At 65.5% G+C, this 20,238-nt stretch carries 14 protein-coding genes; 6 read left to right on the forward strand and 8 right to left on the reverse strand.

What is annotated here, in order from left to right; translation table 11 throughout:
* The first annotated feature begins 15 nt into the window (after positions 1–15).
* A complete protein-coding gene (locus QP165_RS15725; protein ID WP_333996323.1) occupies positions 16–1,107 on the forward strand; it encodes a catalase family protein in 1,092 nt (363 codons plus the stop codon).
* Positions 1,100–1,873, forward strand: coding sequence for a metallophosphoesterase family protein (locus QP165_RS15730; RefSeq protein WP_443019311.1), 774 nt, complete (start codon positions 1,100–1,102; stop codon positions 1,871–1,873). The genes QP165_RS15725 and QP165_RS15730 overlap by 8 nt, the downstream gene beginning before the upstream one ends.
* A 91-nt stretch (positions 1,874–1,964) precedes the next feature.
* Here the strand turns inward: QP165_RS15730 and rpoC are convergent, their stop codons facing one another.
* The 4 genes from rpoC to QP165_RS15745 form a co-directional block, all read right to left on the reverse strand.
* Entirely contained in the window at positions 1,965–5,540 is a 3,576-nt protein-coding gene (gene rpoC, locus QP165_RS15735) for a DNA-directed RNA polymerase subunit beta' (protein WP_443019312.1), read from the reverse strand.
* Positions 5,452–6,252: a hypothetical protein gene (locus QP165_RS20105; protein ID WP_443019313.1), complete on the reverse strand. Its 801-nt coding sequence runs from the start codon at positions 6,250–6,252 to the stop codon at positions 5,452–5,454. Before QP165_RS20105 ends, rpoC begins: the two co-directional genes overlap by 89 nt.
* Before the next feature lie 167 nt (positions 6,253–6,419).
* Entirely contained in the window at positions 6,420–10,577 is a 4,158-nt protein-coding gene (rpoB, locus tag QP165_RS15740) for a DNA-directed RNA polymerase subunit beta (protein ID WP_333996324.1), read from the reverse strand.
* A 96-nt stretch (positions 10,578–10,673) separates the two neighbouring features.
* Entirely contained in the window at positions 10,674–10,823 is a 150-nt protein-coding gene (locus QP165_RS15745; protein WP_333996325.1) for a hypothetical protein, read from the reverse strand.
* A gap of 278 nt (positions 10,824–11,101) precedes the next feature.
* On the opposite strand from QP165_RS15745, the gene QP165_RS15750 reads away from it, so the two are divergent.
* Together QP165_RS15750 and QP165_RS15755 are read left to right on the forward strand one after the other, a co-directional pair.
* Entirely contained in the window at positions 11,102–12,352 is a 1,251-nt protein-coding gene (locus QP165_RS15750) for an EAL domain-containing protein (RefSeq protein ID WP_333996326.1), read from the forward strand.
* A gap of 114 nt (positions 12,353–12,466) precedes the next feature.
* Complete coding sequence (locus tag QP165_RS15755) at positions 12,467–13,840, forward strand: hypothetical protein (protein WP_333996327.1); 1,374 nt, start codon at positions 12,467–12,469, stop codon at positions 13,838–13,840.
* Between the two features lie 220 nt (positions 13,841–14,060).
* Here QP165_RS15755 and rplL read toward each other — a convergent pair whose 3' ends face one another.
* Both rplL and rplJ read right to left on the reverse strand, forming a co-directional pair.
* Positions 14,061–14,435: a 50S ribosomal protein L7/L12 gene (rplL, locus tag QP165_RS15760; protein WP_031392842.1), complete on the reverse strand. Its 375-nt coding sequence runs from the start codon at positions 14,433–14,435 to the stop codon at positions 14,061–14,063.
* 64 nt (positions 14,436–14,499) lie between these two features.
* Entirely contained in the window at positions 14,500–15,015 is a 516-nt protein-coding gene (gene rplJ / locus QP165_RS15765; RefSeq protein WP_031392843.1) for a 50S ribosomal protein L10, read from the reverse strand.
* Between the two features lie 402 nt (positions 15,016–15,417).
* On the opposite strand from rplJ, the gene QP165_RS15770 reads away from it, so the two are divergent.
* Together QP165_RS15770 and QP165_RS15775 are read left to right on the forward strand one after the other, a co-directional pair.
* Positions 15,418–17,922, forward strand: a complete 2,505-nt coding sequence (locus QP165_RS15770; protein WP_333996328.1) for a PhoX family protein — start codon at positions 15,418–15,420, stop codon at positions 17,920–17,922.
* 95 nt (positions 17,923–18,017) lie between these two features.
* Positions 18,018–18,863, forward strand: a complete 846-nt coding sequence (locus tag QP165_RS15775) for an oxidoreductase (protein WP_333996329.1) — start codon at positions 18,018–18,020, stop codon at positions 18,861–18,863.
* 183 nt (positions 18,864–19,046) lie between these two features.
* On the opposite strand, the gene rplA is transcribed toward QP165_RS15775, so the two are convergent.
* Together rplA and rplK are read right to left on the reverse strand one after the other, a co-directional pair.
* Positions 19,047–19,739 carry a 50S ribosomal protein L1 gene (gene rplA / locus QP165_RS15780; RefSeq protein WP_333996330.1) on the reverse strand — a complete coding sequence of 231 codons (693 nt, stop codon included), beginning with the start codon at positions 19,737–19,739 and terminating at the stop codon, positions 19,047–19,049.
* 4 nt (positions 19,740–19,743) lie between these two features.
* Positions 19,744–20,175 (reverse strand): 50S ribosomal protein L11, encoded by a 432-nt coding sequence (rplK, locus tag QP165_RS15785; RefSeq protein ID WP_056021197.1) that lies wholly within the window; start codon positions 20,173–20,175, stop codon positions 19,744–19,746.
* Positions 20,176–20,238 lie beyond the last annotated feature (63 nt).

Here is a 20,238-nt window from a genome sequence, read left to right on the forward strand (position 1 = left end):
GATAGGAGATTCGCCATGGCCACACAGCCCGTACGTTTTGACCCCTCGGTCGAGACGATCGCCGACGACGAGGCGGAGACGCTTGCATCGCTCAAGGACAGCTTCCGCGAGATCCTCGACACGACGTCGAAGGATTATGGCCATGCGGTCCGCGCAGTGCATGCCAAGGCGCACGGCATCGTCCGGGGCGTGTTCACCGTCGCCGAGGGATTGCCCCCGGTCCTCGCGCAGGGAATCTTCGCGACGCCGGGCACGCACGACGCGATCCTGCGCATTTCGACCAACGCGGGCGATATCCTCGACGACAGCGTGAGCCTGCCGCGTGGCATCGCGCTGAAGATCCTCGACGTCGAGGGAAGCCGGCTGCCGGGCGCGGAGAACGCGACCACGCAGGACTTCATCATGGTCAACGGACCGGCGTTTGCCGCGCCCGATGCCAAGGCATTCTCGAAGAACCTCAAGCTTTTGTCGAAGACGACGGATCGGCTCGACGGTCTGAAGAAGGCGATGTCGGCCACGCTGCGCGTCGTCGAATCCGCGCTGGAAGCCGTGGGCACGGAATCGGCGACGCTGAAGACGATGGGAGGCGCCAAGCCCGTCCATCCGCTCGGTGAGACCTATTTCTCGCAGACGCCGTTCCGCTACGGCGCGTATATCGCCAAATTCGCGCTGTTCCCGGTCGCCCCGGAACTGACGCGGCTGACGGGTGACATCGTCGACATCACCGCGCGTCCCGATGCGCTGCGCGAAGTCGTGCGCGAGGAGTTGATCGAGCATGGCGGCACGTGGGAATTGCGTGTGCAGCTCAACACCGATCTCGAGACGATGCCGATCGAGGATGCGTCGGTGGAATGGGACCAGGCGCAAAGTCCGTTCGTGACGGTCGGCAAGCTGACCGTCGAACCGCAGCTGTCGTGGGAAAACGGCGCGAGCGAAAAGACCGAGGACGCGCTGTCGTACAGCGTCTGGCACGGCGTCACCGATCACCAGCCGCTCGGCGGCATCAACCGCGCGCGCAAGGAAACCTACGAACTGTCGGCGGATTTCCGCGGCTCGTTCAACGGCTGCCCGATCCATGAGCCGTCGCGGATGTCCGAAATTGCCTGACCAGGCGGGGCAGGGTGGTCGCGGCCTGACGCTGTTTCATGTCAGCGACGTGCATTTCGGTGCGGAGGACCCCGCGGCGATCGCGTGGTTCTCCGCGTGCGTGAAGGCTGAGCGTCCCGATGCGGTGATCATGACGGGCGACCTGACGATGCGCGCGACCAAGGCGGAGTTCCAGCAGGGCGGCGACTGGCTGCGAAGCCTCGGCGTGCCCGTGACGCTCGAAGTCGGCAACCACGACATCCCATATTACTGGGACCCGTTCCGTCGCCTGTTCGCCCCCTATCAGCGTTATGCGGCAGTCGAGACGATGATCGAGCGGCCCCTCGAACTGCCCGGGATAACCATCGTCCCGCTCAAGACGACCGCGCGCGCACAATGGCGGTGGAACTGGTCAAAGGGCCGCGTCGGCTCGGGATCCCTGTCGCGCGCGCTCACGCTGATGGGACAGGTGCCCGCGGGCAATCTGATCTTCGTCGCCGCGCATCATCCGTTGATCGAGGGCGGGACCAGCGCCACGGGCAAGACGCGCAACGGCGACGTCGCGCTGACCGCACTGGCCGATGCGGGCGCGCATGCGGTGCTGTCGGGACACGTCCATGATCCCTTCGACGTGCCCGTCGAGCGGAGCGGTCGGACCGTCCGCATGATCGGCGCCGGGACGTTGTCGAAGCGGACTCGCGGCAGCCCCGCGGCGTTCAACGAAATCCGCATCACCGGCGGTTCGTTCGAAACGATCCCGCGGACGCTGGACACGATCCCCGCCTAGTCCGCGTCCGCTGCGACCGGGACCATGAAAAAGGCCGCCGCCCGGTTTCCCGGACGGCGGCCTTTTTGCCGTCAGCGTCTGACGCGCCCGATTACTCGGGCGTGTTCAGATAGTCGCCGGCATCCGCATCGGTGCCGGTGCCCGACGTGACGACGGTTGCGAGCGGGTCTTCACCCGCGCCGCCGGAGTCGCGCGGCGAGCGGGCCAGCTCGGCGTCATGCTCTTCCTTCGCCGACTTCGGCGCGATGATCGAGGCTTCGGCCATCTTGCGCTGCGCGACGCGCATCGACGCGTCGCGGCTGTTCGCCACGACCCGCAGGCGGTTGAGGCCAGCGCCGGTGCCTGCCGGGATGAGCCTGCCGACGATGACGTTTTCCTTCAGGCCCATCAGCATGTCCTGCTTACCCTGGACAGCCGCTTCGGTGAGGACGCGCGTGGTCTCCTGGAACGATGCCGCCGAGATGAAGCTGCGGGTCTGCAGCGACGCCTTGGTGATACCGAGCAGGATGGGCTTGCCCTGCGCACGCGCCTGCTTCTTGTCGAGCTTGTCGTTGGTCGCGTCCATTTCCTCGCGATCGACCTGCTCGCCCTTCAGCAGCGTGGTGTCGCCGCCGTCGGTGATCTCGACCTTCTGCAGCATCTGACGAACGATCGTCTCGATGTGCTTGTCGTTGATCTTCACGCCCTGGAGACGATAGACCTCCTGGATTTCCGACACGAGATACTCGGCGAGGGGTTCGATACCCATCGTCTCGAGGATGTCGTGCGGATCGGGCGAGCCGCCGATCAGGTTGTCGCCGCGCTTGACGTAATCGCCTTCCTGCACGTCGATGACCTTCGACTTGGGCACCAGATACTCGACGACGTCGCCGCCATCCTCGGGCTGGATGCCGATCTTGCGCTTCGCCTTGTAATCCTTGCCGAACACGACGCGGCCCGAGATCTTGGCGATGATCGCCGAGTCCTTGGGGATACGCGCCTCGAACAGCTCGGCAACGCGCGGCAGACCACCGGTGATGTCGCGCGTCTTGGCGCTCTCGCGGCTGACACGGGCCACGACGTCGCCGCCGAACACCTGTGCGCCATCCTCGACCGACAAGGTCGCACCGATCGCCAGCATGTAGCGGCCGGTTTCGCCCGACGTCTCGTCGAGCAGGGTCATGCGCGGACGCAGATCCTCCTTCGACTTGGTCGCCGCACGATATTCGATCACGACGCGCTGGGCGATACCCGTGGCTTCGTCGGTCTGCTCGGTGAGCGTCTTGCCCTCGATCAGGTCGACATATTTGATCGTGCCCGGGTTCTCCGTGATCACCGGCATGGTGAACGGATCCCACTCGGCCATCCGGTCGCCGCGCGACACGATGTGGCCATCGTCGAACAGCACATAGGCGCCGTACGGGATACGATCGACCGAGAGCTCGCGGCCGTCCATGTCGACGATCGCGATTTCGCCCGAGCGGCTGAGCACCACGCGACGGCCACGCTGGTCGACGATGATACGCAGATCGCGGAACTGCACCGTACCGTCGGCATGCGCCTCGAGGTTCGACGTTTCGTTGAGCTGCGCTGCACCACCGATGTGGAACGTACGCATCGTCAGCTGCGTGCCCGGCTCACCGATCGACTGCGCGGCGATGACGCCGACAGCTTCACCGATGTTCACCGGCGTACCGCGGGCGAGATCGCGCCCGTAGCACTTGCCGCAGACGCCGATCTTCGACTCGCAGACCAGCGGGCTGCGGATCTTGCACGACTGCGTGCCGAGGCCCTCGATCGTCGTGATCATCGGCTCGTCGAGCAGCGTGCCCGACGGGATGATGACCTTGCCGGTCTTCGGATCGACGATGTCCTCCGCGGTCGTACGACCGAGGATGCGCTCGCCGAGGCTTGCGATCGTCGAACCACCCTGAAGGATCGCCTTCATTTCGAGTGCGCGCGTCGTGCCGCAATCGGGTTCGATGATGACGCAATCCTGCGACACATCGACCAGACGACGCGTGAGGTACCCCGAGTTCGCCGTCTTCAACGCCGTATCCGCGAGGCCCTTACGCGCGCCGTGGGTCGAGTTGAAGTACTCAAGGACGGTCAGGCCTTCCTTGAAGTTCGAGATGATCGGCGTCTCGATGATCTCGCCCGACGGCTTGGCCATCAGGCCACGCATACCGGCAAGCTGCTTGATCTGCGCCTGCGAACCACGAGCACCCGAATGGGCCATCATGTAGATCGAGTTGATCGGCTTTTCACGGCCGGTCTCCTTGTCGACCTTCACCGCACGGATCTCGTCCATCATGGCGTTCGCGACCTGGTCGCCGCAACGGCTCCAGGCGTCGATCACCTTGTTGTACTTCTCCTGCTGCGTGATCAGACCATCCTGATACTGCTGCTCGAAGTCCTTCACGAGCGCCTTGGTGTCGTCGACCAGACCCACCTTGGCGTCCGGAATGATCATGTCGTCCTTGCCGAACGAGATGCCGGCGCGGAAGGCGTGGCGGAAGCCGAGCGTCATGATCGCATCGGCGAACAGCACGGTCTCCTTCTGGCCCGTGTGACGATAGACCTCGTCGATCACGTCGCCCACGTCCTTCTTCGTCAGAAGGCGGTTGACGGTGTCGAACGGCACCTTGTGGCTGTGCGGCAGGCACTCGCCCAGCAGCATGCGGCCCGGGGTCGTCTCGTAGCGCTTGAGGTACTGCTTGCCCTTCTCATCGGTCTGCGGGACGCGGCTGATGATCTTGGTGTGCAGCGTGACCGACTGCGCGTTCAGTGCCTGATGGACTTCCGACATGTCGGAAATCATCATGCCCTGACCCGGCTCGTTCTCCTTCATCATCGACAGATAATAGAGACCGAGGACCATGTCCTGCGACGGAACGATGATCGGCTTGCCGTTGGCGGGCGACAGGATGTTGTTCGTCGACATCATCAGGACGCGCGCTTCGAGCTGGGCCTCGAGGCTCAGCGGGACGTGCACGGCCATCTGATCGCCGTCGAAATCGGCGTTGAACGCGGAGCAGACCAGCGGGTGAAGCTGGATCGCCTTGCCCTCGATCAGCACCGGCTCGAAAGCCTGGATGCCCAGACGGTGAAGCGTCGGCGCACGGTTCAGCATGACCGGATGCTCGCGGATCACCTCGTCCAGGATGTCCCAGACTTCCTTGCGCTCCTTCTCGACCCACTTCTTCGCCTGCTTCAGGGTCATCGACAGACCCTTTGCATCGAGACGCGCGTAGATGAACGGCTTGAACAGCTCGAGCGCCATCTTCTTCGGCAGGCCGCACTGGTGCAGCTTCAACTCAGGCCCGGTCACGATGACCGAACGACCCGAATAGTCGACGCGCTTGCCGAGAAGATTCTGGCGGAAGCGGCCCTGCTTGCCCTTGAGCATGTCGGACAGCGACTTGAGCGGACGCTTGTTGGCGCCCGTGATCGTGCGACCGCGGCGGCCGTTATCGAACAATGCGTCGACGGCCTCCTGGAGCATGCGCTTCTCGTTGCGGACGATGATGTCCGGCGCGCGGAGCTCCATCAGGCGCTTGAGACGATTGTTGCGGTTGATCACGCGGCGATACAGATCGTTAAGATCCGACGTCGCGAAACGACCACCGTCCAGCGGCACCAGCGGGCGCAGCTCGGGCGGGATGACCGGCACGACCTCGAGGATCATCCACTCGGGGCGGTTGCCCGAGATCGATGAAGCTCTCGACGACCTTCAGCCGCTTGATGATCTTCTTGGGCTTCAGCTCGGACTTGGTGACCGCGAGCTCTTCGAGCAGCGTGGTACGCTCACCCTCGAGATCGAGCGATTCGAGCATGATGCGGACCGCCTCGGCACCGATACCGGCCGAGAACGCGTCCTCGCCATACTGGTCCTGCGCGTCGAGGAGTTCGTCCTCGGTCATCAGCTGGTACTTTTCGAGCGGAGTCAGGCCCGGCTCGATGACGATATACGCCTCAAAGTACAGCACGCGCTCGAGCTGCTTCAACTGCATGTCGAGCAGCAGGCCGATGCGCGACGGCAGCGACTTCAGGAACCAGATGTGCGCAACCGGGGCGGCGAGCTCGATATGGCCCATCCGCTCGCGGCGGACCTTCGAGACGGTAACCTCGACGCCGCACTTCTCGCAGACGATGCCCTTGTACTTCATGCGCTTGTACTTGCCGCACAGGCACTCGTAATCCTTGATCGGACCGAAGATGCGCGCGCAGAACAGGCCGTCACGCTCGGGCTTGAACGTGCGATAGTTGATGGTCTCGGGCTTCTTGATCTCGCCGAACGACCACGAGCGGATCTTGTCCGGGGACGCGATGCCGATCTGGATCTGGTCGAACGTCTCGGTCTTGGCGACCGGATTGGCGAAGGGGGTCATCTCGTTCATGAGCTGTCCTTAGGAAGAATCTTCCCCCCTACCGCGTGCGGGAGGGGAGGGGCCCAGCCTCTTCAGGCTGGGAGGGGGTGGGCGCCCGGCATCGACGTCGCGTTTCGCTGCCGGCCGGGAGCCCACCCTCGGTCCCCTCCCGCGAGCGGGAGGGGAGGGCAAAGGATTTACTCCGCCGCGATCTGGATGCCGTCGCTGTCGAAGCCGGGTTCCGACTGCTTCAGGTCCACATTCAGGCCGAGCGAGCGCATTTCCTTGACGAGAACGTTGAAGCTCTCCGGGATGCCGGCCTCGAACGTGTCGTCGCCCTTGACGATCGCCTCGTAGACCTTGGTGCGGCCGACCACGTCGTCCGACTTCACCGTCAGCATTTCCTGCAAGGTATACGCCGCGCCGTAGGCCTGGAGGGCCCAGACCTCCATCTCGCCGAAGCGCTGACCGCCGAACTGCGCCTTACCACCCAGCGGCTGCTGCGTGACGAGCGAGTACGGCCCGATCGAGCGTGCGTGGATCTTGTCGTCGACCAGATGGTGGAGCTTGAGCATGTAGATATACCCAACCGTCACCTTGCGATCGAACTTGTCGCCGGTACGTCCGTCGAACAGGTCCGACTGGCCCGACGGATCGAGACCCGCCAGTTCCAGCATCGCCGACACGTCCGCCTCGCGCGCGCCGTCGAACACCGGCGTCGCCATCGGCACGCCACCCTTCAGGTTCTTGGCCAGCTCGATGATCTCGTCACCCGAACGGGCGTCGATTTCGTCGTGATACTGCTCGCCATAGACGGTCTTGAGGCGATCGCGGACCGCTTCCGGCATCGCGCCGGCCTTGGCCTCGGGATTCTCCTCGCGCCACGTCTCGAGCGCCGCGGTGATCGACTGACCCAGGCCGCGTGCGGCCCAGCCCAGATGCGTCTCGAAGATCTGCCCGACGTTCATGCGGCTCGGCACGCCCAGCGGGTTGAGCACGATATCGACCGGCGTACCGTCGGCGAGGAACGGCATGTCCTCCGCCGGCAGGATGCGGCTGATGACGCCCTTGTTCCCGTGACGGCCGGCCATCTTGTCGCCCGGCTGCAGCTTGCGCTTCACCGCGACGAACACCTTGACCATCTTCAGCACGCCCGGCGACAGCTCGTCACCACGCTCCAGCTTCTCGCGACGATCGTGGAACTTGTCGGTGATCAGCTTGGCGGCATCGTCATACTGGATCTTGACCGCTTCCAGATCGCTCTGGATCTTGTCGTCGGCGACCGCGAACTTCCACCACTCGTGGCGGTCGACGCTGTCGAGCAGATCCATGTCGATCACGACGCCCTTCTTGACGCCCTTGGGCGCCGAGGTGGCCGTCTGGTCGAGCAGCATCTCGCGGAGACGCGACCAGGTCGCACGGTTCAGGATCGAACGCTCGTCGTCCGAATCCTTCTTCAGCCGCTCGATCTCCTCGCGCTCGATCGCCATCGCGCGCTCGTCCTTGTCGATGCCGTGACGGTTGAAGACGCGAACGTCGACGACCGTACCCGACACGCCCGGCGGCAGGCGAAGCGACGTATCGCGCACGTCGCTGGCCTTCTCGCCGAAGATCGCGCGGAGAAGCTTCTCCTCCGGCGTCATCGGCGATTCACCCTTGGGCGTGATCTTGCCCGCGAGGATATCGCCCGGCTCGACCTCTGCACCGATGTACACGATGCCCGCCTCGTCGAGGTTGCGAAGCGCTTCCTCGCCGACGTTCGGGATGTCGCGCGTGATGTCCTCAGGCCCGAGCTTCGTATCGCGGGCCATCACCTCGAACTCGTCGATATGGATCGACGTGAACACGTCGTCCTTCACGATCCGCTCGGAGATCAGGATCGAATCTTCGTAGTTGTAACCGTTCCACGGCATGAACGCGACGAGGCTGTTGCGACCCAGCGCCAGCTCGCCGAACTCGGTCGACGGACCGTCGGCGAGCACGTCGCCGGCCTTCACCACGTCGCCCACCTTCACCAGCGGACGCTGGTTGATGCAGGTCGACTGGTTCGAGCGCTGGAACTTCATCAGCGTGTAGATGTCGACGCCCGACTTGCCGGCATCGATCTCGCCGGTTGCCCGGATGACGATACGTGCCGCGTCGACCTGGTCGACGATGCCCGCACGCTTGGCCGAAATGGCGGCGCCCGAGTCACGCGCGACCGTCTCTTCCATGCCGGTGCCGACGAACGGCGCCTCGGCCTGGACGAGCGGAACCGCCTGACGCTGCATGTTCGAGCCCATCAGCGCGCGGTTGGCGTCATCGTTTTCCAGGAACGGGATGAGCGATGCGGCGACCGAGACCAGCTGCTTGGGGCTGACGTCCATCAGCGTGATGTTGTCGGGCAGCGCCATCAGGAATTCGCCCGCCTGACGCGACGACACGAGCTCCTCGGTGAAGCCGCCGTCCGACGTCAGCTCGGCGTTGGCCTGCGCGATCGTGTGCTTGGCCTCTTCCATTGCAGACAGGTACACGACGTCGTCGGTCACCTTGTGGTCCACGACCTTGCGGTACGGAGTCTCGATGAAGCCGTACTTGTTGACGCGGCTGAACGACGCGAGGCTGTTGATCAGACCGATGTTCGGGCCTTCCGGCGTCTCGATCGGGCAGATGCGGCCGTAATGCGTCGGGTGAACGTCGCGGACTTCGAAGCCTGCGCGCTCACGCGTCAGACCACCCGGTCCAAGTGCCGACACGCGACGCTTGTGGGTAACTTCCGACAGCGGGTTGGTCTGATCCATAAACTGCGACAGCTGCGACGAGCCGAAGAATTCGCGGACCGCGGCAACCGCAGGCTTCGCATTGATCAGGTCGTTCGGCATGACGGTCGAGACGTCGACCGACGACATGCGCTCCTTCACGGCGCGCTCCATGCGGAGCAGGCCGACGCGGTACTGGTTCTCGAGCAGCTCGCCGACCGAACGGACACGACGGTTACCGAGATTGTCGATATCGTCGATCTCGCCCTTGCCGTCCTTGAGGTTCACGAGCGTCTTGATGACCTCGAGAATGTCCTCGGTGCGCAGCGTCGTGACCGTGTCCTCGACGTCGAGGTCGAGACGCATGTTGAGCTTCACGCGGCCGACGGCCGACAGGTCGTAGCGATCCGGATCGAAGAACAGACCCGAGAACAGCGCCTCGGCGGTCTCGAGCGTCGGCGGCTCGCCAGGGCGCATCACGCGGTAGATGTCGGACAGTGCCTGCTCGCGCTCTTCGGCCTTGTCGACCTTGAGCGTGTTGCGGATCCACGGGCCGGTCGCGACGTGATCGATGTCGAGCAGCTCGAGACGCTCGATACCTGCCTGGTCGAGCAGTTCGAGGTTCTCGGCGGTCACTTCGTCACCGGCTTCGATGTAGATGCGGCCGGTCGACTCGTCGATCAGGTCGTATGCCGAATAGCGGCCGAAGATTTCCTCGGTCGGGATCAGCAGGTCGGTGAGGCCGTCCTTGAACGCCTTGTTCGCCGCGCGGGGCGAAATCTTCTGCCCGTTCGGGAACACGACTTCGCCGGTCTTCAGATCGACGATGTCGAACATCGGCTTCTGGCCACGCCAGTTCTCGGCCTGGAACGGAACGATCCAGCCACCCTGGCCGCGGACGAACGTCACGCGGTTGTAGAAATAGTTGAGGATCTCTTCCGACGTCATGCCGAGCGCGTAGAGCAAAGCCGTCACGGGCAGCTTGCGCTTGCGATCGATGCGGACGTTGACGATGTCCTTCGCGTCAAATTCGAAATCGAGCCACGAACCGCGATACGGAATGACGCGCGCGGCGAACAGATACTTGCCCGACGCGTGCGTCTTGCCGCGATCGTGATCGAACAGCACGCCCGGCGAACGGTGCATCTGGCTGACGATGACGCGCTCGGTGCCATTGATGAAGAACGTGCCGTTCTCGGTCATGAGCGGCATGTCGCCCATGTACACGTCCTGCTCCTTGATATCGATGACCGACTTGGCCTCGGTATCGGGATCGACCTCGAACGCGGTCAGACGCAGCGTGACGCGCATCGGCGCGGCGTAGGTGATCCCGCGCTGGCGGCATTCCTCGACGTCGAACTTCGGCGGCTCAAGGACGTAATCGTCGAAATCGAGATAGGCGGTGCCGGCGAAATCCTGGATCGGGAACACGCTGCGCAGCGTCTTCTCGAGACCCGAGACATGGCCGATCGACTTGTCCGAACGCAGGAACTGCTCGTAGCTCTCGCGCTGGACCTCGATCAGGTTCGGCATCTGCACGACTTCGTGGATGTTGCCGAAAACCTTGCGGATGCGGCGCTTGGCCGTGCCGCCTTCGTTGATCGCCTTGGAAGCCATAGGTTATTTGCCCTCAATAAACTGACGGGTCAGCCGTAATTTCGTGCCCGGGAACCCCCGGACGGGACGTGCATTAACGACAAAAGGCCGCGCGCATCAGGTGCGGCGGCTTTCGGCGTATGAAACCCCGGCATCCAATACGATCGACATGCTGCGCGACGGCGTGTCATTTCCCGGATGCTGTGGTGAGGGACCCATATAGGTGATGCGAACCGCGCTGTCAAAAGCCTCGTGCTGCAGTGTCACGGGCCGCTCCCATCGACGGTGCGGCGCGGACGCATCCCGGCCATCGGGACCGCGCGGCCGAATTGTAAAAATAAAAGGGGTTATTCGGCAACGTTTTGCTCATCGCCCGTTCCGACATTCGCCTCGCAACCGAGGAGAAGGGATGACAGTACTAATTCGGATCAGTAGGTGGGAAGGGTGTACCGGGACTGGCCCGTTGCCGCGACGAGCACGACGTTTGTGACCTCTCCCAAAACCATGCGCCACAGCGCGACAGCGATACTCGCGCAGCAGGGGGCATGCCGGTGATCCACGAGAAATTCCCGAAGCCCTTGCCGCCGATGCCCGCCCGGCTATCGCCACTCTCGAGCGATGGCCGGACGGCGCCGGGATACGTCGTGCCGTATGCGAGCGGCCTGCCGCGCATCCTGTTCGTCCATGATTACGATCCCGTTTCGCGTCAGACCCAGGTGGAGCTTCGCGGCATCGGTTATCCGGTCGCGTGGATCGGCCGCGGCGAGGAGATCGCGGCGGGCGTTGCCTTTGGACCGGACGTGGTCGTCGGTGACCGTGCCGCGCTCGGCGGGCGTATCGACGAGCTCCTGGCCGCCTTGGGTGGCACGTGCCCGATGGTTGTCATCAAGCCGGCGGGCCCTGTCGGGCGATCGCCCGATCGGCGCCCCGCGGGCGGATCGCATCTCGTGCTCGGTGTGCTCGACCAGGCCTACAAGATGGACGCGCTGACGGAGATGCTGACGGCCGTCACGCCGCAGCGGCGCGACGCGGCGGTGCTCGAGCGCGCGATGCTCGATGCGCTGGCTGACGGACGCTGCCTGCTCGACAATCTCTACTATGACTTCCTGCCCAAGATCGATCTCCGCCGCGACACGATCGCCGGTTATGAGGCGCTGGCAAGGCTGCGCAACCTCCCGTCGATCAACCCGGAGATCCTGTTCACCGCGGTCATGGACCTGCCGCTCGAGATCGCGGCGACGCTCTGTGCGGTGCGGGCCGCGCTTACCCTGTGGCGTGCGCTCGCCATCGAACAGCGATCGGCGGCGGTCGCCGTGAACTGCAGCCAGGCGGTCCTCGCCGATCCGGGATTCCAGGAGGCGCTGCAGCGCGAGGTCCGCGACCGCGCGGTGCCGGTCGGCGTATTGCTCATCGAGATCACCGAGGACGCCCGGCCCGTGCCGATCGCTGCCCTGGTCACCGACATGACGACGCTGCGCGAGGCCGGGATCCGGTTTTCGCTCGACGACTTCGGCAAGGGCGCGACGAACTTCGATCGTGTCTTCAACCTGCCGATCTCGGAAGTGAAGATCGACCGGGGCTTTTTCCGGCAATGTCTCGAACATCCCGATCGTCTTGGCATTCTCGAGCAGGTGATCCGGTCGTGTCGGCAACGCGGTGTCCAGACCGTGATCGAAGGGATCGAGACCGAAGAGCATCTCGTCGTCGCCAGACGGCTGGGCGCAACGCTCGCGCAGGGCTTTTACTGGGGGCGGCCGATGCCGGCAGGGACGTTCGCGCATATCCGGCCCTATTGAGCGGCGGAGAGGCGGATCGTCTGGTCGTTCGTGCCGTGCAACTCATCGCATGCCGGCTTGCCGTCGTCCCGGGTTCCGGGTCCCCGCGCAGTCTTGCGTGAGGGAATTCCGACGATGTTGACCAAACCGGGTGGGGCAGGGCTGATCCCGCCGGCCATGCTTCTGCTGACCTTGGCGAGCGCAAGCAGCGCACAGACCACGTCGCCGACCACGACCGAACCCGTGCGGGGCCTCGAAGCGCTGCAGGCGAATGCCAACACGCCGATCCCGGTCCCCGATACGCCGACACTCGTCCTGCCCAGTGCGGCGCGGCCGGCGCGCGACCCCGGGGCCCAGCGCCAGCCACGGCAGGCCACGCAAGCGTCGCCGACCGATCGGCGGCAGCGCGGATCCGAACCGGCGCCAGCGGCGCGCGAACCGCGTCCCGGCACGGGTAGCGACCGCGCCAGGCCTGCGCCCGTCGCGCGGCCTGCGTCACAGCCAGCGCGGGTCGAGCAGGACGTCCGCCAGCCCGACGAAGCGCGCGTGCCCGCGTCGGTGCCTGCGACCGCGCCGACACCCGGCTCGGCATCGGAACCGCAGACCCAAGTTGCACCGGTGCCGGCGCCCGTCGCGCCCGCCGCAGAGCCGGCGGCTTCGTCGCAGACCTCCATCGCGGCCCCCGAAACCGGGCGGTCGATGCCGTTCTGGCTATGGCTCGCGGTGATCCCGCTGGTGTGCGGCGTCGTCTGGCTGCTGCAGCGCCGCCCCCGAACCGCAAAGCTCGAAGATCATCGGGCGGACGTGCGGGAAACGGCTGATCCAGCGCCGGACGCTTCGATCGTCCAGCCGGCCGCAGACATCGGAGCGGGCGTTGCTGACACGCGGCCGTCGCCCCGGCCCGTCACGCCTGCGATGCCAGCCGCTGTCGCGATTCCACCAGCCGCAGCCGCAGCCGCAGCCGAGCCGGCCGCGCCACGCTTTCTCGAACCGCGTGCACCGACGCGGGCACGCGCGCGACTTTCGGTCGAGCTTCGCCCGCTCCGGGCCGGTCTCAACCTGCTCAGCGCGACGGCCGAATGCCAGATCGTCGTCACCAACACTGGGGTCGAGCCCGCAAGCGGCATTCGCATTCACGCCAGCCTGCTGACCGCGCATGCCGGGCAGGATGCGGATCTCGCAGCGATCAATGCGGCGCCGGTGACACGACCGGCGACCGCGCCCTTCGCGCTCGCCGCGGGCGAGAGCCGCGTGGTGCGCACGGTCTCGGCGATACCGCGCGATGCCATCCACGGCATGACCGCGGCGAACCGGCCCATGTTCGTGCCGATCGTCGCGGTCAACATCCTGTACGACCGTGGCGACGGTCCGGCGCAGACCGCGCGCGCCTGGGCGATCGGGGTCGAGCGCGTCGACTCGGCCAAGCTCGCGCCGTTCTGGCTCGATGCGCCCGCGCGGATGTACGATAACATCGCCGCACGTCCGCATGCGGTTGCCGTCGATCGCTGAGGTCGGCTGCACCGTCGGGCTTCGGCCCGGCCAGGCGGCCCTCGCGGGACCCGTCACGGCTGCAATAGAAAAAGGGCGACCCCATCGCTGGGGCCGCCCTTTTCTGTAGCTGCGACCAGCAGGGGCAAAGCCCCTGCTTCGTCGGTCGGTGCGCTGCACCGCCGGCCGGCCTTGCGGGGAGTGCGCTTCAGCGTGGCTGAAGCGTCTCTCCCGCTGCGGCTTACTTGACCTCGACGGTCGCGCCAGCTGCTTCGAGCTGTGCCTTGATCTTGGCGGCTTCGTCCTTCGACACGCCTTCCTTGACGGCCTTGGGAGCCGACTCGACCAGCGTCTTTGCTTCGGTCAGGCCGAGCGACGTGATCGCGCGGACTTCCTTGATGACGTTGATCTTCTTGCCACCGTCGCCGGTCAGGATGACGTCGAATTCGGTCTGCTCTTCAGCGGCCGGTGCGGCTGCGCCGCCGCCAGCTGCCGGTGCTGCAACCGCTGCTGCGGCCGAAACGCCCCACTTCTCTTCGAGCAGCTTCGAAAGCTCAGCTGCTTCGAGAACGGTCAGTTCGCTCAGGCTCTCAACGAGCGCGTTCAGGTCTGCCATGATAAATCTCCATCTCGGGGCATGTGCCCCATCAGTTCAAAAAGTAACGAAAGAGCCTGCAAGATCAGGCGGCTTCCTTCTCCGCGTAGGCGGAAAGCACGCGCGCGAGCTGCGCTGCCGGAGCCTGCGTGATCGTCGCCAGCTTCGTGGCAGGTGCCACGATGAGGCCGAGGATCTTGGCACGCAGTTCATCCAGCGAGGGCAGCGTTGCGAGCGCCTTCACACCGTCGACGTCGAGGGTCGTCGCGCCCATCGCCCCACCCACGATTTCGAACTTGTCGTTCGTCTTCGCGAATTCCACGGCCACCTTGGCGGCCGCGACGGGATCGATGGAGCTGGCCAGACCGACCGGACCCGTGAGCATGTCGCCCAGCGAGCTGTAGTCGGTGCCGTCCATTGCGATCTTGGCAAGCTTGTTCTTCGAGACCTTGTAGGTCGCGCCGGCGTCGCGCATCTTGTTCCGCAGCACAGTGGACTGTGCGACGGTCAGGCCGAGGTTGCGCGTCACAACGACGACGCCGACCTCGGAGAAGGTGCGGTTCAGCTCGGCTACGGCCGCGGTCTTTTGATCACGATCCATGCCATTCTCCACGTTTTCAGGTTCACCATTTGCACGGTGGACCCGGTTACTAACCGGAGGCGCAGACAAGCCCGCGCTTCCGGGTGTCTCGTCGATGGGGCATGGGAGAGGGCAGGCGCCGGAAGCGCTCCGCAAAATCTCATTCCCCGTCTAGGTGGGAGATTAAGCGCCGGCAAACCCGGTGCACCCACTGTCTCGGACGGAGTTCGGCAGGCGGACCCGCCGAACGAAGCCGCCGCATAGCCGAATCGGTCGCGAAGTCAACCGCCCAGATGCGGTCCGGCGGGTGTCGCGGAACCGTCACGCGACTGACGCGAAGGTGTCTCCGTTCCTTCACCGCACTGCCGCTTTACCCGGCCAAAGCTCCCCGCAGCGGTCAGATCGGCCGATCCGGGGGGACGTATGAAAATTCCGACGAACATGACGATGGCCTATCACGATGGCGATATCGACACGAACACCAGCGCCAATCCGCATCTGAACGATCTGATCGCGGTGCGCTATTCCCGTCGCCAGACGCTGATGGGCGGCCTGTCCGCCGCGACCGCCGCGGTGTTCGGCGGCATGCTGCTCGCCGGTTGCGACGAGGATGACCCGCGGCGTGCGGTTACCGTGCAGGCCGGTGCATCGGGCGCGACCTCGGCAGGCAAGACGGTCACGCTGACAGGCACGGTAGCGTCGGGCAGCGCGACGGGCGTCGCCTGGGCCCAGACCGGCGGCCCGGCCGTGACGCTCGCCAACGCGAACACCGCGACCGCGACCTTCACCGCGCCCAGCGTCGCTGCCGACACCACGCTCACCTTCACCTTCACCGGCACCAGCACCGACGGCATCCGCAGCGAGACCTCGACCAGCGTCACGGTCAGCCCGGCGCGGCTCGACTTCACCGCGGTTCCCAAGAGCCTTGCCGATGTCGTCGCGGTGCCGGCCGGCTACAGCGTCACCGTCCTCTACCGCCTGGGCGATCCGATCGCGAGCGGCGTCGGCGCCTATGCCAATGACGGCAGCGACACGAACTTCGCACGCCGTGCGGGCGACCATCATGACGGCATGAGCTATTTCGGGCTGGCCGCGACCGGCAGCACCCCCGACGCCAACGGCAACACGCGCGGCCTGCTCGTGCTCAACCACGAGAATATCACCCAGGCCTATCTGCACCCCAACGGCGCGACCAGCACTGGCGGCGCGATAGGTGCGGGCGGTGTCCGCCCCGAGTCCGAGGCGCTGAAGGAGATGGAATGCCACGGCGTCTCGGTGATCGAGATCAGCCGCTCGGCCACCGCCTGGAGCTATGTCCCCGCCTCGGCGCTTAACCGCCGTATCACGCCGCTGACGCCGATGAGCTTCAGCGGTCCTGTCCGCGGCAACGCACTGCTCAAGACGCGCTATTCGACCGACGGCACGGCGGGTCGCGGGACGATCAACAATTGCGCGAACGGCACGATGCCGTGGCACACCTATCTGACCAACGAGGAGAATTGGGCGGGCTATTTCCGTCGCCAGTTCGGTGACGTCGCCGCACGCGGCGGGTCGACCGCCAAGCAGAATGTCTCGCTCGCCCGCTACGGCATCCGCGAGACCGCCAACGCCACCACCTTCAACGGCAATTACGGCTGGGCCTCGGTCGTACCCGCTGACGCTGCCAACACGCTCTATGCGCGCTGGAACGTCACCACGACCGCCGCGACCGATGCCACCGGCGATTTCCGCAACGAGGCGTTCCAATATGGCTGGGTGGTCGAGATCGATCCGTTCGATCCCGCCTCGACCCCGCGCAAGCGCACCGCGCTCGGCCGCATGAACCATGAGGGTTGCGAGATCGGCCGGACGATCGCGGGCGTCAAGCCGGCCTTCTACATGGGCGACGATGCGCAGAACGAATATATCTACAAGTTCGTGTCCGCCACGCCCTGGTCGGCGGCAGACGCGACCGCGACCAACCGGCTCGCGATCGGCGACAAATATCTCGACTCGGGGACGCTCTACGTCGCCAAGCTCAACGCCGACGGGTCGGGCCAGTGGCTGCCGCTGGTGTTCGGGCAGGGGGTGCTGACCAGCGCCAATACGACCTATCCGTTTGCGGATCAGGCCGATGTGCTGATCAACGCGCGTCTGGCGGGCGACGTGCTGGGCGCGACCAAGATGGATCGTCCCGAATGGACCGCGGTGAACCCCGCGACGGGCGAGATGTACTGCACGCTGACCAACAACTCGTCGCGCACCGCGGGCAATGTCGATGCGTCCAACCCGCGCGCCTATACCGACCCCAAGACCACCGGCGGCCAGACCACCGGCAACGCCAACGGCCATGTCATCCGCCTGCGCGAGACCGGCGACACGTCGGAGGCGACCGCCTTCACCTGGGACATCTACGCATTCGGTGCGGGCAGCGATCTCGACGCGACCAACATCAACCTGTCGGGGCTCGACGCGACCAACGACTTCTCGTCGCCCGATGGCCTGTGGTTCGGCCTGCCGAGCAATCCGACCGGCAATGTCACGCCGGTGATGTGGATCGAGACCGATGACGGCGCCTATACCGACGTCACCAACTGCATGCTGCTCGCGGCGATCCCGGGCCGTGTCGGCGACGGCGGCACGCGCGCCGTGACGAGCACGCTCGGCGGGACCAGCAACACCGTGACGACGCGGATCGGCAAGGCACCGGCCACGACGCTGCGCCGCTTCCTGGTCGGGCCGAAGGAGTGCGAGATCACGGGCATCCACTCGACCCCGGACGGCCGCTCGCTGTTCGTCAACATCCAGCATCCCGGCGAGAATGGTGGTCCCACCAACATCACCAGCAGCTGGCCCGCGAACCAGGCCGGTGCAGTCGCGACCCCGTCGCGTCCGCGCTCGTCGACGATCGTCATCACAAAGAACGATGGCGGCATCATCGGGCTGTAAGCAGGGCAGGGGGCGGGTCCTGTCACGGACCCGTCCCCCGCGTCCGGCGTTACCTGTCCCGAACGCGCATCCCGCGTCTCCGGAAAGGTTCGACCATGACTCTCCCCGCATCGCCCGTCTGGTTCATCACGGGTTGCTCCACCGGCTTCGGCCGCGATCTCGCCAGGCTGGTCCTCGATCGCGGCTGGCGTGCCGTCGTCACCGCGCGTGACGCCGACCGGGTCGCCGATCTCGTCGAGGGGCATGACGAGACCGCGCTCGCGCTCGCGCTCGACGTCAACGACCAGGCGCAGGTCGACGCGGCGGTTGCCGCGGCCAACGCGAAGTTCGGCCAGATCGACGTGCTCGTGAACAATGCTGGCTATGGCTATCAGGCGACCGCCGAAGAGGGCGACGAGGCTGAGATCCGCGCCCAGTTCGACACCAACGTGTTCGGGCTGTTCGCGATCACCCGCGCGGTCCTGCCGATCATGCGCGCGCAGGGCAGCGGCAACATCGTCAACTTCACCTCGGTCGCCGGGCTCATCGGGTTTCCGGGATCGGGCTATTATGCGGCATCGAAGCACGCGGTCGAGGGCTGGTCCGACGCGCTGCTCGCGGAGGTGGGGCCACTCGGGATCGGCGTGACCTGCGTCGAGCCGGGGCCGTTCCGCACCGACTGGGCAGGGCGATCGCTGCGTCAGACGCCAAGCCGGATCGCCGACTATGCCGACACCGCAAAGGCGCGGATGGAGGGGACCAAGCAGGTCAGCGGCACGCAAGCCGGCGACCCCGTCCGCGCGGGCGAGGCGATCATTGCGGCGGTCGAGCAGGAAAACCCCCCGCGGCATCTGGTGCTCGGCAAATGGGGCTATGACGCGATCACCGCCAAGCTGAAGGAGCGGCTCGAGGCGATCGAGCGCGCGCGGGACGTGAGCCTCGGTGCCGACTTCCCGGAATAAGCGCCGCTCGATGCGCGGGGCCAATAGCTCCAGACAAAGAAAAGGGCCGGGATCGCTCCCGGCCCTTTCTCATGTCTGAAGCAGGGCGGGCGTAAATCCCGTCCTCGTCGGTCGCGGTGGAACCGCGCCGGCCGGCCTTTCACCGCACGTGGCTGGCTCAGGCCAGCCACGTGCGGCTCAGGCTCAGGCGCCAGCCACTTCGGTCGTGTCGACCTTGATGCCTGCACCCATGGTCGACGAGATCGCGACCTTGCGGACGTACTTGCCCTTGGCGCCCGACGGCTTGGCCTTGACCACGGCGTCGACCAGCGCGTCGAAGTTCACGCGCAGGTCTTCGGCCGGGAACGACGCCTTGCCGATACCCGAATGGATGATGCCGGCCTTCTCGACGCGGTATTCGATCTGGCCGCCCTTGGCGTCCTTGACCGCCTGCGCGACGTTCATCGTCACCGTGCCGAGCTTCGGGTTCGGCATCAGGCCCTTGGGACCCAGCACCTTACCGAGACGACCGACGATGCCCATCATGTCCGGGGTTGCGATGCAGCGATCGAAATCGATCGTGCCACCCTGGATGGTCTCCATCAGGTCTTCCGCACCGACGACGTCTGCGCCTGCTGCGAGAGCCTCTTCAGCCTTCGCGCCGCGGGCGAACACGCCGACGCGGACGGTCTTGCCGGTGCCCTTGGGCAGCGTCACCACGCCGCGGACCATCTGGTCGGCATGACGCGGATCGACGCCGAGGTTCAGCGCGACTTCGATCGTCTCGTCGAACTTCGACGTGGCGCCCGAACGTGCCAGCGCGATCGCCTCGTCGATGGCGTGCAGCTTGACGGTGTCGACCGTGACGGCCTTCTGCTTCTTGGTCAGCTTTGCCATGATATCAGCCCTCCACCACTTCGAGGCCCATTGCGCGGGCGCTGCCTTCGATGATCTTCGTCGCGGCGTCGATATCGTTGGCGTTGAGGTCCTTCATCTTCGTCGTGGCGATCTCGCTCAGCTGGCTGCGCTTGATCTTGCCTGCGACGACCTTGCCCGGCTCCTTCGAACCCGACTTTAGACCGGCGGCCTCCTTGATCAGGTACGATGCCGGCGGGGTCTTCGTCTCGAACGAGAACGAGCGATCCGCATAGACCGTGATGACGGTCGGGATCGGCATGCCCTTCTTCAGTTCGCCCGTGCCGGCGTTGAACGCCTTGCAGAACTCCATGATGTTCACGCCGCGCTGACCCAGCGCAGGCCCGATCGGCGGCGCGGGCTTTGCCTCGCCTGCAGGGACCTGCAGCTTGATGTATCCGGTAATCTTTTTAGCCATGTCACTCTCTTGATAGGGGCTGCGAACACGATCGCGTTCCGCCCGGTTTCGAGTCTAGCGGTA

Source organism: Sphingomonas sp. 22R3R2A-7 (assembly GCF_036856055.1).
In the GTDB taxonomy this organism is placed as follows: Bacteria; Pseudomonadota; Alphaproteobacteria; order Sphingomonadales; family Sphingomonadaceae; genus Sphingomonas.

Bases quoted from the DNA above. Each gene is read 5' to 3' on its own strand.
- QP165_RS15725 (WP_333996323.1), top strand. From the start codon at position 16: ATGGCCACACAGCCCGTACGTTTTGACCCCTCGGTCGAGACGATCGCC.
- rpoC (WP_443019312.1), bottom strand. From the start codon at position 5,540: ATGATCCTCGAGGTCGTGCCGGTCATCCCGCCCGAGCTGCGCCCGCTG.
- QP165_RS20105 (WP_443019313.1), bottom strand. From the start codon at position 6,252: ATGAACGAGATGACCCCCTTCGCCAATCCGGTCGCCAAGACCGAGACG.
- rpoB (WP_333996324.1), bottom strand. From the start codon at position 10,577: ATGGCTTCCAAGGCGATCAACGAAGGCGGCACGGCCAAGCGCCGCATC.
- QP165_RS15750 (WP_333996326.1), top strand. From the start codon at position 11,102: ATGCCGGTGATCCACGAGAAATTCCCGAAGCCCTTGCCGCCGATGCCC.
- QP165_RS15755 (WP_333996327.1), top strand. From the start codon at position 12,467: ATGTTGACCAAACCGGGTGGGGCAGGGCTGATCCCGCCGGCCATGCTT.
- rplL (WP_031392842.1), bottom strand. From the start codon at position 14,435: ATGGCAGACCTGAACGCGCTCGTTGAGAGCCTGAGCGAACTGACCGTT.
- rplJ (WP_031392843.1), bottom strand. From the start codon at position 15,015: ATGGATCGTGATCAAAAGACCGCGGCCGTAGCCGAGCTGAACCGCACC.
- QP165_RS15770 (WP_333996328.1), top strand. From the start codon at position 15,418: ATGAAAATTCCGACGAACATGACGATGGCCTATCACGATGGCGATATC.
- QP165_RS15775 (WP_333996329.1), top strand. From the start codon at position 18,018: ATGACTCTCCCCGCATCGCCCGTCTGGTTCATCACGGGTTGCTCCACC.
- rplA (WP_333996330.1), bottom strand. From the start codon at position 19,739: ATGGCAAAGCTGACCAAGAAGCAGAAGGCCGTCACGGTCGACACCGTC.
- rplK (WP_056021197.1), bottom strand. From the start codon at position 20,175: ATGGCTAAAAAGATTACCGGATACATCAAGCTGCAGGTCCCTGCAGGC.